We start from the raw sequence: 15,634 nt of genomic DNA, 5'->3' as shown, positions 1-15,634 counted from the left end.
GAGCCCTGACATGCAGACAATGCTGAGCAGTAGCGACTGGCTGATCGAAGAATCCCAATTCAATCTGGATGAAGCAAACTTCAAGGAGACCATTTTTACGGTCGGCAACGGCTATCAGGGCACACGTGGATCGTTGGAGGAGGGCCACAAAGGAGAGCTGTCTGGCACCTATCTGGCCGGTGTTTACGATCACCATGACTCGACGGTGATCGATCAGGTCAATGTGCCTACCTGGCTGCCGCTTCGGGTCCGTGTCGAAGGTGAAATTCTGGATGTCCAAACGTGTAAAGTGGTCGAGCATAAGCGCGTGTTGGATCTGCAGACCGGATTTCTCCACCGAGATACGGTGTTTGAAGACAGCAAAGGCCGTCGCACTCGCATCACCAGCATCCGCTTTGCCAGTTTTGCCGATCAGCACATCTGTGGCATTCGCCTGATCGTCACTCTCGAAAACCACTCGTCCGAGATCACTGTCGAAAGCGCCCTTGATGCCCATCGATACAATCTGGATCGATTGCCAGCTTATCAGGGAAACCCAGATTTCCATCCCGAAGTAAAATGGGAAAAATGGGCCAAAAGCCGACACCTGAAGGTCACTCAGTCACATGCAAGCAGCGATGCGTCCTATATCGAAGTTCTGACTCTGGACACTGGCATTTCGATTGGCATGGCGTCTGCCTTGGATTGTCCTTCCTTCAGCGAGTTCAAAGGCGCAAACCGTGATTATGAGCAGGTTTCACAAACCGTTTCTGTCGAGGCGCTCAACGGGCAAAGTCTGACTTTCGAAAAGCTGGTGTCGATTTATACATCGCGAGATCTGAACGGCGCGGAATTGGCGGCCAAGTGCGAAGTCTCCCTTGAGACTGCGCATGCCAAAGGGTTCTCCGCATGTCTAAGCGAAAGTGCCGCAGCCTGGCGCAAAAAATGGGATTCCTGTGATTGTGTGGTGACGGGTGATCCAGAAGCAACGCGTGCAATGCGTTTCAACATCTATCATCTGCTGATTGCCGCAAACGAAAACGACCCGCGCGCGAACATCGGCGCCAAGTCCATGTCAGGCGAGGGGTATAAAGGGCACGTTTTCTGGGATACCGAGATCTTCCTGCTGCCATTCTACATTTTCACGCAGCCGGAGACCGCCAAAGCCCTTCTGAAGTACCGTTACAACACGTTGAACGGCGCACTTGAGAACGCCCGATTGAATGGGCTTAAGGGCGCGCAGTACGCATGGGAATCTGCTGATACCGGAGTGGAAACAACGCCAAAATGGACAGCGGATGGTACGAACCGTATCTGGACCGGAGAAGAAGAGATTCACGTCACCGCATGCGTGGCATATGGCATCCTCAGTTATGTTGCGGCGACCGGAGACAGAGATTTCCTTCGCGATTTCGGTGCCGAGGTTTTGTATCAAACCAGTCGGTTCTGGATCAGCCGGCTGGAATGGAACAAAGACAAGGACCGGTACGAGCTGACAAACGTTATCGGGCCGGACGAGTTTCACGAACATGTCGACAACAATACGTTCACCAACCGAATGGCGAAATGGCATCTGCAGCAATCGGCGCATGTTTTTGCTGAACTCAGCGAAACCTCAACTCTGACCCATGATGACCTTCTGAACAGGTTGGGGCTGACAGCGAATGAAGTAGAGCAGTGGATTAAAACCTCTGAAAAAATCTACGTTCCGTTTGACGCGTCTCGCAATCTAATTGAACAATTTGAAGGGTATTTTCAGCTTCAGGACATTCCCATCACGGAATGGGACAAAAACCGTATGCCAATCTACCCCGAAGGGCATGACCACTTCTCACTGAACGGATCAATGCTGCTCAAACAACCAGACGTGATCATGTTGAATTATCTTTTGCCTGATGAGTTTTCAGACGAAATCAAAAAGGTGAACTATGCGTTTTACGAAAAGCGCACGATGCATAAATCATCGCTCAGCCCGGCTATTCATTCGATCATGGGGATTGAAGTCGGCGACATTTCCTCGGCGCATCGCTATTTCGAACGGTCTGCCTTTGTTGATCTGGTCAACAATCAGGGTAACACGCAGGACGGAATGCATATCGCTTCGGCTGGCGGCACCTGGCAATCGCTTGTGTGTGGGTTTGGCGGGTTCAGGGTCAAGCACGGCAAGATGACCTTCAAACCCTGGCTGCCCGAGGCATGGTCCGGCATCCAGTTTAATCTGAAGTGGCAGGGGAATGACGTCGAAGTTCTGATTTCTCATGACGAGTGTCGGTTTAAGCTGATTGCTCCGTCCGGCACGAAAGAAGATATCGAGGTGATGGGCCATCCTGTTACTTTGATTGCCGGAGAGGAAGCGGTCTTCGCGCCGCAGCCTGCGTGACAACCAAGATTGTTCTCGCAGGAAGGGTCAAGGTGTGCAGAGGTGCTATCGTCAGTCTGCAAGAGCCTCGGCAACGCGCGTGTGCAGTTGTTCCGCCGCCGAGTGATCGATGAGCAATTCGTTAACAAGCCCCCGGGTGATCAGTTCGAATACCGTATCACCTCGTTCCTTCTGAATCGCGACGACCACAACACCACTTTGGTCAGGATCGTCAAATGCCCGATCTGCTATGGCTTTGACATGCTCTGTTTTGATCCCGGTCCACAGCCCGTTCAGTTCGTCAATCAGGTCCATCTTGGCCTGAGAAATCTCGGTTCTCGGGATCAAAATACCGCCAACGTCCCCGACGACTAATTGCCGGAGATCGTCAGCCCTTAACCCGCCTGCCTGAACCAGCTCTTCAAAACTGCCCAGAACTGGAGTGCTTGACGACCCGACGCTGGAAATCAACATATCCATTTTGCCAATCAACGCGTCTGGACCTGAAAACACGCGGTGAAATCCCGGGGTGTCAGAGATGTACTGCCAGATGGAACGGCGCATGGTCTCATCGTAGTGACGGGGTATGTATGCCGGGAAACCAGTGAGCTGAGGGCTATCCTCCGGCTGATCGTTAAATAGCTCATCAAACGTTCCGGCCAGTCGGCTGGCAGAGTATCCATGCTGAGCCAGCGACATCAATTCTGCGCAAACCGCTGCAAACTCAGTCTTTTGCGATTTATCTATGGGTTGCCTTGAGGCTGCAATTCCTTCTGCCAGAGACTTGATTGTTCGACCCCACGCAACGCCGATGACGTTCGACTTCTCAATCAGTTCTATCAATCGCCCGGATGCGGTTCGTCCAAATCTGGTACGGCGCTGTGAAAGCGCAGCTTCGGTGTTCCCTGGGCCGCTTTCGAAGACTCCAAGCCTGGGCGGTCTGAGGTTGTTCCTGTTGCAATATCGTTTCAGATCAGAATTAAGCCCTGAAGGTGCCAGCAATTCGTCCATCTGGCCAATCCACTCATCTGAGAATTGTTCTTTGACGAAGCGTTGTTCGATGACCAGATAGTTTTGGCGCTCAGCGTGTTTCAGCAACCGCGATACATGCGGTTGAGACAGGCCTCCAAGGATGGCCCCTATCTCTACCTGTGACATGTTGTGCGTCGCGCGCATATAGGCAGCGCACTGGGCGCGTTCTTCGAATGGAAGTTTTTTAACGTCAATCATTTGTTTCAACATTGTCCGGTAACGGAAGCTTGGCAGCGTGAATAATTATGCCAGATAAACATTCACATGCCAGCCGATTGAAGAAATTTCCCTACATGCTACGTGTTTCTGGCACAGGCTCGAACCAGGAGATTCAGCATGCCGATCAAAGGACTTATCTTTGACCTCGATGGTGTTTTAGTCGACACCGTACCGACGCATTTTGCGGCCTGGAAGCGCATGTTCGAAGAATACGGGTATGAGTTTGGTAGGGCGGAATACAGACGGCTTGTAGACGGACGCCCACGTTTTGACGGCGCGCGCGCGGTCATGACCCGGCATTCGGAAAATGAAGTCAGATCCGCCGCAGACAAAAAAAATGACTATTATGTTGAAATGATCGAGCGAGGTGAATTTCGTGTGTTCGATGCTGCTGCGCGCCTGGTTAGACAATGCCAGTCAGAGGGTTACGGGCTGGCGGCCGCTTCCAGCAGCGCCAATGTCCGAGCCGTTCTTGAAAAAGCTGGTTTGTTGGATGCCTTTCCAGTTGTTATCGGGGGCGATGATGTCGAAAAAGGAAAACCCAACCCTGATATATTTCTCACCGCCGCCAGCGGGCTGGGGCTGAAAGTGGATGAATGTGTCGTGATCGAGGATTCTTCCTCCGGAGTCGAAGCAGCAAAGAATGGTGGTTTCTACTGCGTAGGTCTTCTTCATGAAGATCACGAGAGTGAACTAACGGCGGCGGATTGCGTCATTTCTTCGCTGGCCGAGATCGATATAGAACAGATCAATGAATCCAGATCTGAGCTACCAGTTTGAGTATTGTTTAGCGATATAGAATTGGATTTATTTGGGACAGATAGCAAACTACACCCAAGATTCAGTATCGTGTACTCAACCTCTCGTAACTTCGGCGTCCGAATTGGGCTATTGGCCGCTTCAGCCAAGCTCCGATGCGGCCTTGAAACTGCTGGGACTGTTTGCGCGCGTGTATGGCGTTTGGCTGAAGGCCCGGAAAATCCGCGAACTGTTCGTCCGGCCTTCCCCTTGTTTCGCGCGGGCAGCGAACTGCAGGTTTGACGAGCCGCAACGCAGCATCGAAGTTGTTCAATGGACGCCAGCTCTGAGCCGTCCTCAATATCGCTAACGTCGGGTTTCAATGGTTGTCCGCCAATTGCGCCCTGCGCAGCATTCGGAACTCTGGGCTCTTTGCAAACCTCGGAGAAGACGCAGCATGAGCCCTGCCCCGTTCTCCACGACATATCCAACGGCCCATAGCCGCCGTCCTTGCGGAAGTTGAATGCTGCATTGAGGCTTCCCAGAAGCGGACATTGAAAGACGTCTGTTGCAAACTGAACAGCTCGAGGCGCAGCAATGAGTGGATTATACTGAGGCGCAGCCGCAACCTCATCCGAGCAACCTACGCATCTCACCGTTTTCGAGGACAGCGGTACGACGTGGATCGTGTATCGCAGTATGAAGCATGGCTTGAGCCAATTCATCGGAAGTTACGCCGATTGACGGCATCAGCCTTTGGAGCGGTTTGAAAAGGTAGTCGGCCATCTTCCACGTGTTCCTCGGCCCCGACGGCGCAATATAGCCTGGACGAAAGGCGAATATCCGTGGGAGGTCAGATGCAAACAGTTTGCTCTCCGCTTGGCCCTTGATCTTCAATGCAAAGGACATACCGCCGCCATCTGGCTGAGCGCCTTGAGCGGAAAACAAGCAGAACGTCACACCGGGCGCAGACCTCTCGCAAGCCGCCAGCAAAATGCGCAGCCAATCAACTGTGATCTCCTTGTATTCGGCTCGACTGACGCGCGCCGAATAGGTGGCAAGGCAGTGAAAGACCGTGTCGGTGCCATCGAGATAGGGTTCAATGGCTTGGGTATCGCCGAATGCTGCAAACCTCACATCGGTCAGCTTTGGGTGATCTATATTGCACGGCCTGCGCCCAAGTGACACGACTTCGCGCGCAGTTCTTTCGTTCAACAATGCCGCAAGTACCGAGGACCCCACCATCCCCGTCGCACCGGTCAGCAGGACGCGCCCAAGTGGTCGTGTTGTCTTGTCAGGCGGATTGGGCACGGCGCTCTGCCTCGGCTTTCAAACCGCGATTGAAAGCTTGGTATCCGTCCACATACATTTTTGCCAAGCGCCTACCCATCAGGAAGGTTATGCCACCCATGATCTCGTCGGATTGTACGAAGCGGGTTTTGCCACCTTCCAGCGGTTCGACATAAAAGTGATGGTTGTCGCGAATGCCACCTGGCCCCTTCTCGGCCCAATAGAATTCCGTTCCGTCTACGACTGTGATCGTGTGGTCCAGTTTGGTCAGCTTTTTCTTTGATGGATTAAGTTTGAAGTCGACGGTGATAGTCGATCCATCCTTGATCTCTCCGTGGATACCCACAAGGAACTCTGCCCAGTCCTTGTAGTTTGCCGTGTCGGTCAACACCAACCAGACCACGTCCGGCGGCGCATCGATCACAATGTCGGTGTGGATTTTGTGATGTGAGAGGCTCAATTTTTCCGATGATCCGGTTTCCATGACAATCCTTCCCTTGGGGTCTCAGGCATTAAGCGGAGATACGCGATCCCCGCCCTGAATTGTGATCCGCCCAAAACGGTCCCGCATGCGCTTGGATCGAAAAAGGTAGATCGAGATGATGATGTAGTTGACGCATTCCTGGACGAAGTTCCGGTAGCGATCCGGGTTTTCCAACATGTCGAAGGTTTGCACAGCACACATGGTGGTAAGTGCGGTGAACATGACCAGCATGGCAATCGGAGTGACGCTCCAGCGCAGGACGTATCCGGCCAGAAACGTCGCACCCGATGCGGTGATCAGGATCCAATGGAGAGTTTGCATGCCCAGCGGAAAGGTTTCGTTTTGCAATGGCATGAGCAGCGCCAGCCCGGTGAAGTATTCAAGGAATCCAAGAAGCCCCCAGCCCAACATGATAGCCGAGGCGAGCAGGATCAGATACTCGAACCCTTGCGAGAAGCGATCGATAAAGGCGTGCATCCCTGTCCCTCAGATCGCGAATGTCTGGCCGGTCATCTCTTCCGAGAGACGCCACAAACGTTTGGCCAAATCGTGGTCGTCGCAAATTGGATTGCGGATCGCGACGCCGGTCTTGCCACTCATCTCTTCGGGGCCTGTGGGGCCGTAGTATTCGCCACCTTTGACCTGATCCGACAAAGCGGCGAACAGAGATGGCTTCGCGGCGTCTTTATTGGAGTGCAGCAGTTGTTCGACTTGCGCCTTCAAATTTGCGTGCGTTGCTTCGTCCAAATCTTGGAATAGACCGGAGTCTGACCCACCCGGATGCACCGTCAGCGACTTCAGCAACTTGCCCGAAGCCTTGAGGCGACGGTCCAGTTCATCACCGAAGAGCAGGCAGGCAAGCTTGGATTGACCGTAAGCAACGCCGCCATTCTGGCCGCATGTCAGATCGTCAAAGTGAATGTTCGCATTCTTGTGGGCGATACTGGAGAGCGAGACGATCCGCGATGCGGGGTCGTCCGGGAACATGTCGATCAGAAGTGCGGTCAGCAGAAAGTGCCCCAGGTGGTTGGTTGCAAACTGCAGCTCTACACCATCAGCATCCGTTTGAGCGGAGTACAGCAAGATACCCGCGTTGTTTATCAGCACATCCAGCCTGGAGTACCTGCCACGGAATGCTTCGGCGAACGTACGAACAGAAGTCGAATCGCTCAGGTCCAGCACCAGGATGTCGAATGATGCGGCAGGAATCCGCTCGAGAATGCTTGCTTTGGCCGTTTCGGCCTTTTCAAGGCTGCGGCACGCCATGACGACGTGGAAACCTGCTTCGGCCATACCGACCGTTGTTTCAAATCCGATGCCACTGTTTGCACCGGTGACGATCGCGACTTTTTCACTTTGTTTAGACATTCTACGCCCTGACAAGTTGACATATTGTGGGTGATTGTCAATATTGACACAAGTCGTCTATTTGTCAATATGTAAATCATGGAAGATCGCTACGACTACATCCTCGCAGCCGCGAAGCAGCTTTTTCTACGCTACGGCGTGAAGCGAACGGGCATGAACGACATCGCCCGAGAAGCGGATATCTCGCGTCAAACACTCTACAAGGCATTCGCAAACAAGGACGAGGTGCTGAGGGCCACGATCCGGTCGCTGGCAGACAGGGTCGTTCTGGATATCGAAGCCGGCCTCAAAAAAGCTGATGGCCTTGGTGCGCAACTCGATGTCGTCTTCAAACACGCTGTCATAGAGCACTATGACTTCTTGCAGTCTTCGCCCAACGCCGAGGACATAATCGCTGGAGTGACCTCGACGAGTCAGAAGGAGCTGGAGGCCGGCGCAAAGCGAAACACCGAGATCATCGCGCGTGTCCTGGAGCCGTACTCGAGTGCGATTGAAAACTGTGACCTGACCGTTGATCAGTACGCGGACTTCATCCAGCGTTCTTCAACAGCGGCCAAGTACAGTGCAAAGAATAAGAAACACTTGATCGAATTGCTGTCCGCTTTGCGAACGTCGACGTTGAAAGTCACCAGCAGCGTTTAGACGGGCTCGGCCCTTTCCGGGCCTTCTCCATAGTCTCTATGCTGCGGCGCGGCCCGTTGAACCTGCCATTCGCTGCGAGCGCAAAATTAAGGGCTGCCTGAACTCGCGAAATGCGGACAAAGTTGCCGTAGGCTCAATGGTGGCTGGGAGTTGGTCTCAGCCCAAACCGGACCTTCATCACTGGACTTTGCAATTTCGGCTTGCGGGAAAAAGCCGACTTTCGCGGCGACCGTGCTAAGGGCTGCTAGGCGTTCACGTGTTTCAATGATAGACGGACGCGAAACTAACTGAGTTGCGCCACCCTTCACTTACGCCAGACTGTTGCGAAGCTTTTCTGCAAACAGTTCCGCAAAGCGTTTTGTCGCAGCAGATCGAAACTGCGTGGGAGGATAAACGGCATAGATACCTCCTGTTGGAAGCGCCCAGTTCGGAACAAGCTGGATCAACCCGCCGCTTTCGATTTCTCTCTTGGCGAAAAAATCTGGTAAAATGGAGATCCCTGCCCCTCCGAGTACCATTGCCTTGATCGCTGGTGTTACGTCTGCCCGCAAGGCGGGGTTCATTTGAACGTCAGTGGTTTCACCAGTGGCACTCAAAAACCGCCAGTTTAATGGGTTTGGCAAGGCTCTGTGTTCGACGAACGGAAACGCTGTCAATCCGTCCGGATGTTCTGGTCGCCCAAGTTGCTCAACCAAGTTAGGCGATGCCACTACGATTTGCTGAAAGTCGGCCAACTTGCGCGCAACGTTGGCGGAATCGGCAAGCCAACCTACCCGATACGCAATGTCAAATCGTGCCTCGACCGGATCAAACCGCGTATCGCTGAGCGTGAGGTCAATCGTGACAGCCGGATACGCGGTGCGAAACTCGGCTACGACCGGCGAAACGTATGTAACACCCATATCAAGCGGGGCTGTTATGCGCAGGTTTCCGGTTGGCTCTGTGCGCCCTTGTTTTACCATTTCATAAGCTTCTTCGGCCTGCGCCACTGATGCACGTGCGGCCTCATAGAAGGATTGTCCGGTTTCCGTGAGATTTAGATGGCGAGAGTTACGCACAACAAGAGTTGCACCAAGCTCTTCCTCCAAAAGCTGAAGCTGCTTGCTGACGACCGCCTTGCTAATACGCATGCGATCAGCGGCCGCAGTAATCGTACCTTCTTCTGCGATGGCAACAAAGTACTCCAGACGATTTAAGTTCGATTTCTTCATCGTTCGTCACTTTTAAACTGACATTGTGTCTACAGATATTATCTTTAGTCAACAATAGCGGCGCACTACTTGTGGTTAACCAAAACGGAGACCGCAATGACGCGCTTCACCTATATCTACGACACCTATTGCGGCTGGTGCTATGGCGCGGCACCGGTGATCAACGCGCTGGTTGAGAGTGGTGCCGATGTCACCGTTATGCATCGCCATTTGTTCCAAGGCGCAAACGCATACCGAATGGGCGATGGCTTCGCCCGAATGGCTTTGCAATACGACCGACGCATTGAACAGCTGACCGGCCAAGTGTTCAGTGACACTTATGTTCGAGACATTCTGGGAAACCAAGATGAAGTGCTGGATTCCAGCCTGACCGCATACGCCGCAGCTTTGGTTCATGATCAGGGCGCCAGGGCGGAGATGAAGCTGGCACATGTTTTGCAACAGGCACGTTATGTCGATGGCATTTCCGCTTGTAACGGCGAAGCGGTTCGTAGTGCACTGATTGAATTCGGCGTGAACCGTCCGTTGGACGAAGGTAGAGACCACGCCCAGAAAATCAGTGCAGAAGCTGCGAATTTGCATTCACGGTTCGGGTCGCAAGGTGTCCCGACTCTGGTGATGCAAACCGACGGCGGAACAACCCAAGTCGACGTCTCAACCTACTACCACTTTCCTGATGAGATCGCGGCATTGGCCGCATAAATGCAAGGAGCATCCCTATGAAGACGATCCTCACTTTTACTGCAGCCATGCTGCTGTCCACCGCAGCCTTTGCGGCTGATCTCACCATCACCGCCTTCAGCCCGAATGAAGGCAGCCTGTTCCCGGTCTCATCGAACCTGATCGAAGGTCCGAATGAGGTGATCCTGGTGGACGCCCAGTTTGAAAAGGACGATGCCCAGCAACTGGTTGATATGATCAAGGCGACGGGTAAATCCCTGACGACCGTCTTTATCAGCCACAAGGATCCTGACTTCTATTTCGGGTTGGATACGATCCGTGCAGCTTACCCGGATGTCAAAATTGTCGCGACACCTGAGACCGTCAAAGGCATCGAGAAAACCATCCAGCTCAAATATGACTTCTGGGGCCCAATCCTGGAAGGGAATGCCCCATCAGAACTGATTGTTCCTGACGTTTTGGAAGGCGACAGCCTGACGGTCGATGGTGAAACCGTGCAGGTGATCGGCCTCGATGGACACGATCCGGTTCATACATTCCTGTGGGTGCCTTCGGAAAAAACCGTGCTGGGCGGCGTTGTCCTTTATGAAAACGTGCATGTCTGGATGGCCGACAACCAAACCCCGGAAAGCCGCGACAGCTGGCGCGCGACGTTGGACCAGATTCTGGAATTGGACCCCGAGCGGATTGTTCCTGGCCACGTCATCGGCGACAGCGCAGAAAACGCAAGCATCGTTGAATTCACTAAAGAATACGTGGCCGCGTTCGAGGCCGCCGCGGACAAGGCGGAAAGTTCCGCAGAATTGATCGCCGCGATGCAGGCGGCCTATCCCGACTTTGAGAACGTGAGCGATCTGGAGCTAAGCGCCCAGGTTATCGAGGGTGAGCGTTCCTGGCCGTAAGCGTAAACCGGCATCAGAAGCCGTCCAATTCGGTTTCTGTATTACAAAAGGGGCGCTGGCCAATCAAATCCGGCGCCCAATCACCAACAGTGCAAAACTCAGTTTGCCGTGAACCACACTGCATTCGCCGTAAGAAAGAGAAGCAATTTTATGTCTTGCAAGTTCGCGAATTCCAAGATCACGCAATGCAGCATCATTGGTGCTGTCTTGTTTGCATTCGTTTCGGTGACAACATTTGCCGTCAACGCTCAGGAGCAAAACATGACTCCATTGGAAATTGTCAAAAGCACCTATGAAGGCGAAACCTCCGAAGAAAACGGCCGCAGCCTGCAGGCGCTTCTGACTCCTGACGCCAAATGGACCGAGGCCGCGGGTTTTCCCTACGCGGGTACTTACACCGGTTTTGACGAGATCGCGAAAAATGTGTTTGCGCGTTTGGCTTCAGAATGGACAGACTATCGGTTTGTCCCTGAAAACTATGTAGCCGATGACCATCGCGTCGTCGCCTACGGGACCTATTCCGGTGCGTTTAATGCAACCGGCAAGGCATTTTCGGCGCGCGTTGCACATGTATGGCAGGTCGAAGACGGCAAAATCGTAAAATTCGAACAGTTCGTCGACAGCGCGCCTGTAAAGGAAGCGATGGAATAGGTCATTCCATCTCATCTGAATACCGATTTCACTCAACATCGGTCGGCGGGCCCAAAAACGCGCCGCCGATCAAATCTTGGGAATGAAAAATGATAGCAGCTCTAAACAATCAATCCCCGCGGGTTCTCAGCATTCTACGGATCATGACGGGCCTTCTGTTTATGGCGCATGGAACCCAGAAAATACTGAACTTCCCTGCGCCGCCAGAGTGGGAGGTCGCGACATTCTCAATGCCATGGTTTGCTGGCATGATGGAGCTTTTCGGCGGCGCCTTGATTGTTCTGGGCCTTTTTACGCGCCCGGTCGCGTTCCTTCTGTCCGGTTTGATGGCTAGCGCCTACTTCATAGCCCACGCCCCGCAGAACTTTTATCCGATCCTGAATGCCGGTGATGCCGCAATTTTGTACTGCTTCATCTTCCTGTACTTTGTATTTTCTGGCCCAGGTCGCTGGAGCCTTGATGCCAAGATGGGCCGCGAATAGCTGAGGAGGAGTTTGATGACTTATTCAAAGTCGCGTCGAAAGATTCTCGCAGGAATTACTTCTGTCACAGGAAGTCTACTCCTGTCCCGGACTGCGTTGGCGGCCGAGTTGACACCGCGCGCTGCAGAAGGGCCATTTTATCCGACCAGATCGATGCGCGTGAGCGATACCGATAATGACTTGGTGAAGATCGCAGGGCTTGTTCGCGAAGCAGGCGGGGAAATCATCACGCTCAAAGGTCAGATTGCCGGTCGCAATGGCATCCCGATAACAGGTGCGCGCATCGAAATTTGGCAATGTGATGTGAATGGAAAGTACTTGCACCCCGGGGATGATCGTCCGGTGCCTTACGATCACGGTTTTCAGGGTTTTGGTCACGATATCACGGATGACGCTGGCAATTATGCGTTCCGCACGATCAGGCCAACCAAGTATCCGGGGCGAACACCCCACATCCATGTGAAAGTCTTCGATGGAAGCCGAGAGCTTCTGACCACACAATTCTACATTGATGGTGATCCGGACAATGCGAAAGACGGGCTCTATCGCAGGATGTCGAAGGCGGAAGCCCGGGCAGTATCCATGGCATTCACCGAAGGGCCGAAAGGCACAGAAACTATCGTAAACATTGTTGTCTGACGGGCTCGGCCGGATCAGGAAAGGAACAGATTGTGAAAAATGCATTGATCGCCGCAGCCATGGCAATCCTGACACCAGCCATTGCCATAGCACAATCCGCAGATGCCTTCACCCATGTCGCAGGCGATGTTTATTACTTCCAGAACGGCAGCTACAATTCGCTTGTTGTCGCCACCGACGAAGGAACCCTTGTTGTCGATCCGAATGGCCGCACGGCACAGAAACTGCAGGACAACCTACCCGCACTAACGGACCAACCGGTGACACACCTGATTTTCTCGCATTCGCATGGCGATCACGCGTCGGGTGGAGATGTCTATGGCGACGATGTACAAGCCATCGCGCATTCGAATGCTCCGGCAACACTGGGAGGCGTTAGTCTCAATGTCCAGTTTGATCAGGAGCATAGCTTTCAGCTGGGCGAGAACACGATCGAACTGATCTATCTTGGGCCCGGAGATGAGGAAGACATGATCGCAACGGTCGTGCGCCCTGAAAATGTTGTTTTTCTTGTCGATGTCGCCGCACCCGAACGCATGTTCTATACCAGCTTGGGCGGTGACAATGTTGAGGGTTGGTATCAGCAGATACTCACCGCCGAAGCGCTTGATTTCGATATCTTCGTGCCGGGCCACGGTCGTGTAGGCAATCATGACGACCTGACAAATGTAAGAATCTACATGGAAGAACTGCGGGCAGATATTTTGAAAGGGCTGCAAGCCGGCAAATCAACGAACCAACTGGTCGAAGAACTTACCTACCCCGGACGAAGCCATTGGCAGCAATACGATGCCTGGCGGCCGAGTAATGTGCGCGGCATGGCTCAACATTTAATCAACAGCGGAGCAGTTGAGTAATGTAAATCTTACCGATTTTTGAGTTTGCAACGCCGAGGTGTGCGGCCCACTATTAAAACCCAGAAAGCAATACCCAGCTACCAACAATGGAAAATCCAGCCATTCGGACAACCTGCGGCATTGGTAGTTATGGGCTCTATGCTGACCTAGGCGCCGTTGCAGCTAGGCGCCCTGCCCCGCAAATAACTAACACGAACGGCCCTTTCCTGCCGTTCGCTTGGCATTGAGCGCGCTGCGGTGCGGCCCTTCGAAGCTGCCGTTCGCTGCGAAGCAAAGTCAAAGTTATATCGAACTCGCGGTCAGCAGGACAAACCTGCCGTTCGCCCTAAGTCAGTTTTTGGATAATGTTTTTCGCAAGCGGCTTGTTCACGGCTAAGTGCTATCATGGGTGATGAACATGCCAAGCTTGCAGGCTTTCTGGGCTCTGGTGGCGTCAGCAAGCGCAGAAAGCGGTACAAAAACGGAAATAGCCAAATTGCCGTTGGAATCCTGCGAATTTTTGATCGTAGGCGACACCTTCTTGATTGAACCAGTATTGATAAGGTAGCGTTTAGATTATTTTTTGGAGATAAATTATGCGAGGCTTTTACTTTATTTTGATTTCACTATCGATGACCGATGCAAGCTTGGCAGGTAGCTGTGATTGCAGCCCAGAGATCGACAACGCATCTGCATCTGTGACATCAACCTGTTCCAAGACATGGAGCAACAACCAGTGTTCCTTGGACGAAACAGGCGCTACCGCGTCTCGGATAATGAGCAATCCTGATGCAGTCGCGGCATTCGACCAACAGTTTTCCGGCGCGTTTCCGTTAGCACTCGATAATGCCATGGCGGTTTGGCAAACTGATATTCCAAGCAAAAATGTTGATCAGTGCATGGCCGGAGGGAACTTGGACCCTAATTTCTTGCAATCTGCGATTTTAGTTACGGGGCTTAGATTAAATGATGGTGGTGAGACTGCGGTTCGTTTCCCTGAGTTGACAGCAAGCGCAATGGCTTTCGCTCAAGAATTCAACCTTGCTGGCAAAATGTGTGCGGACGACATTGAAAAGCAGAATTTTCAGCAGTTCGCTGGCCAGTTTGGTCGCAAGTGTTTTATTTTTGGTCAGTCTGAACAGTATTTTGAGCTGAACCTCAATCTCGTGGGCAGCTGCCCCTTTGAACCGGATTTCTGAAGTTATGTCAGAGCAACCATCTCCCGTCCCAGAAATGCCGCCCGGCACTTGGCGTGCGCTGGTAGTGGTTGGCGTCCTGCTTTCGATTTTGATCTTGCAAATGCTCACTGTGGGCGCACCACCCGGCACCGGCCTTGCCATTCTCGCTGACCTCCTGATCGGATTGGTTGCCGCCACGGCAGGCGTTTGGGTCCTAGGCGGTGTTTTTAATGTTGAAGGCAATGTTTCCGGGTTTGCCGTGAAGGCCGCTGGCGGAGTTGCATTGCTATTTCTGGTCACCTTTGTGCTCCGCCTGTTCTATAACGCTGGTGGCGAAGTGAGCGGTCCTGTATCCGTTGAACTCAACGAATGGACAACGATTGGCGCCACGTTATCCCGTTTTCAGAACGAGTACGATAACAACAAGCCCCGCTCGATAGACCTGCGAATTGCGCCCGAAATTTTGCCGAAGGTCATGACTTTTCGACCTCTCCCACCGGAGCGGGAGTATAGCTACCGGAGCACATACTGGGGAGCGCTGCTAGAGAACCCGCGCGCATCCTTTTTAAAGGACATCGAACAGCGACAAGGCTGCCTTTCTTTCGAGGCAATGGGAGGCGATGTTTTTGTCGCGGAGCTAGAGATTGAAGAGCTGAAAGAGGCGAGCAAGACATTTGACTCTGGTGAAACAATCACAGTGACTTATTGTTCTGAGTAACCGCTGACCGGTATCTGCTTTTTTTCGAACGTCCGTGTGTTAAACAGCAGACTGGACGCTCTGACATGTGCCAAAATCTTGTGTCCTATAAATCAGCTCCAGGTGAAGCGGACATTCGCCATGCGGTGACGAATTCACAGAATGGGCTCGTTCCAGACTTCGGAACAGACGCAGCAAAAGCCCCTGCTCTGTTTTTCACGACCTATCAACGGCCCAAACCTGCCG

17 protein-coding genes are annotated in these 15,634 nt (G+C 52.9%); 11 read left to right on the top strand and 6 right to left on the bottom strand.

Annotated elements, in window-relative coordinates; all coding sequences use genetic code 11:
• Nucleotides 1-10 precede the first annotated feature (10 nt).
• Nucleotides 11-2,359 carry a glycoside hydrolase family 65 protein gene (locus ACR0LF_RS18340; protein WP_480582708.1) on the top strand — a complete coding sequence of 783 codons (2,349 nt, stop codon included), beginning with the start codon at nt 11-13 and terminating at the stop codon, nt 2,357-2,359.
• A 51-nt stretch (nt 2,360-2,410) separates the two neighbouring features.
• On the opposite strand, the gene ACR0LF_RS18335 is transcribed toward ACR0LF_RS18340, so the two are convergent.
• Nucleotides 2,411-3,568, bottom strand: coding sequence for a sugar-binding transcriptional regulator (locus ACR0LF_RS18335; RefSeq protein ID WP_480582710.1), 1,158 nt, complete (start codon nt 3,566-3,568; stop codon nt 2,411-2,413).
• 138 nt (nt 3,569-3,706) lie between these two features.
• Here ACR0LF_RS18335 and ACR0LF_RS18330 point away from each other — a divergent pair, with 138 nt between their 5' ends.
• Complete coding sequence (locus ACR0LF_RS18330) at nt 3,707-4,369, top strand: HAD family hydrolase (RefSeq protein ID WP_480582712.1); 663 nt, start codon at nt 3,707-3,709, stop codon at nt 4,367-4,369.
• 588 nt (nt 4,370-4,957) lie between these two features.
• Here ACR0LF_RS18330 and ACR0LF_RS18325 read toward each other — a convergent pair.
• The 4 genes from ACR0LF_RS18325 to ACR0LF_RS18310 are packed head-to-tail and all read right to left on the bottom strand — an operon-like array spanning nt 4,958 to nt 7,469.
• Entirely contained in the window at nt 4,958-5,638 is a 681-nt protein-coding gene (locus tag ACR0LF_RS18325; RefSeq protein ID WP_480582714.1) for an NAD-dependent epimerase/dehydratase family protein, read from the bottom strand.
• On the bottom strand, nt 5,622-6,101 hold the full coding sequence (locus ACR0LF_RS18320; RefSeq protein WP_480582716.1) for an SRPBCC family protein: 480 nt from the start codon (nt 6,099-6,101) through the stop codon (nt 5,622-5,624). Before ACR0LF_RS18320 ends, ACR0LF_RS18325 begins: the two co-directional genes overlap by 17 nt.
• A 21-nt stretch (nt 6,102-6,122) precedes the next feature.
• Nucleotides 6,123-6,578: a hypothetical protein gene (locus ACR0LF_RS18315; protein ID WP_480582718.1), complete on the bottom strand. Its 456-nt coding sequence runs from the start codon at nt 6,576-6,578 to the stop codon at nt 6,123-6,125.
• A gap of 9 nt (nt 6,579-6,587) precedes the next feature.
• The gene (locus tag ACR0LF_RS18310; RefSeq protein WP_480582719.1) at nt 6,588-7,469 is read right to left on the bottom strand and encodes an oxidoreductase; all 882 of its coding nucleotides are present in this window, start codon (nt 7,467-7,469) and stop codon (nt 6,588-6,590) included.
• A gap of 78 nt (nt 7,470-7,547) precedes the next feature.
• Here ACR0LF_RS18310 and ACR0LF_RS18305 point away from each other — a divergent pair, with 78 nt between their 5' ends.
• Nucleotides 7,548-8,111 (top strand): TetR/AcrR family transcriptional regulator, encoded by a 564-nt coding sequence (locus ACR0LF_RS18305; RefSeq protein WP_480582721.1) that lies wholly within the window; start codon nt 7,548-7,550, stop codon nt 8,109-8,111.
• A 308-nt stretch (nt 8,112-8,419) separates the two neighbouring features.
• Here the strand turns inward: ACR0LF_RS18305 and ACR0LF_RS18300 are convergent, their stop codons facing one another.
• A complete protein-coding gene (locus tag ACR0LF_RS18300; protein WP_480582723.1) occupies nt 8,420-9,322 on the bottom strand; it encodes a LysR family transcriptional regulator in 903 nt (300 codons plus the stop codon).
• 96 nt (nt 9,323-9,418) lie between these two features.
• Here ACR0LF_RS18300 and ACR0LF_RS18295 point away from each other — a divergent pair, with 96 nt between their 5' ends.
• The 8 genes from ACR0LF_RS18295 (at nt 9,419) to ACR0LF_RS18260 (ending at nt 15,409) form a co-directional block, all read left to right on the top strand.
• Nucleotides 9,419-10,024 (top strand): DsbA family protein, encoded by a 606-nt coding sequence (locus tag ACR0LF_RS18295; protein ID WP_480582726.1) that lies wholly within the window; start codon nt 9,419-9,421, stop codon nt 10,022-10,024.
• A gap of 17 nt (nt 10,025-10,041) precedes the next feature.
• On the top strand, nt 10,042-10,905 hold the full coding sequence (locus ACR0LF_RS18290) for an MBL fold metallo-hydrolase (protein ID WP_480582729.1): 864 nt from the start codon (nt 10,042-10,044) through the stop codon (nt 10,903-10,905).
• A 108-nt stretch (nt 10,906-11,013) separates the two neighbouring features.
• Nucleotides 11,014-11,556, top strand: a complete 543-nt coding sequence (locus tag ACR0LF_RS18285; RefSeq protein ID WP_480582732.1) for a nuclear transport factor 2 family protein — start codon at nt 11,014-11,016, stop codon at nt 11,554-11,556.
• 89 nt (nt 11,557-11,645) lie between these two features.
• A complete protein-coding gene (locus tag ACR0LF_RS18280; RefSeq protein ID WP_480582735.1) occupies nt 11,646-12,038 on the top strand; it encodes a DoxX family protein in 393 nt (130 codons plus the stop codon).
• A gap of 15 nt (nt 12,039-12,053) precedes the next feature.
• The gene (locus ACR0LF_RS18275) at nt 12,054-12,677 is read left to right on the top strand and encodes a dioxygenase family protein (protein ID WP_480582738.1); all 624 of its coding nucleotides are present in this window, start codon (nt 12,054-12,056) and stop codon (nt 12,675-12,677) included.
• Nucleotides 12,678-12,709: 32 nt separating this feature from the next.
• A complete protein-coding gene (locus tag ACR0LF_RS18270; protein WP_480582741.1) occupies nt 12,710-13,534 on the top strand; it encodes an MBL fold metallo-hydrolase in 825 nt (274 codons plus the stop codon).
• Between the two features lie 575 nt (nt 13,535-14,109).
• Entirely contained in the window at nt 14,110-14,712 is a 603-nt protein-coding gene (locus ACR0LF_RS18265; RefSeq protein WP_480582744.1) for a hypothetical protein, read from the top strand.
• A 4-nt stretch (nt 14,713-14,716) separates the two neighbouring features.
• Complete coding sequence (locus ACR0LF_RS18260; protein ID WP_480627564.1) at nt 14,717-15,409, top strand: hypothetical protein; 693 nt, start codon at nt 14,717-14,719, stop codon at nt 15,407-15,409.
• Nucleotides 15,410-15,634 lie beyond the last annotated feature (225 nt).

The organism is Ruegeria sp. E8 (assembly GCF_056533985.1).
Note: the sequence above shows the minus strand (reverse complement) of the source record. Positions and strands in the feature narration are given on the sequence as shown.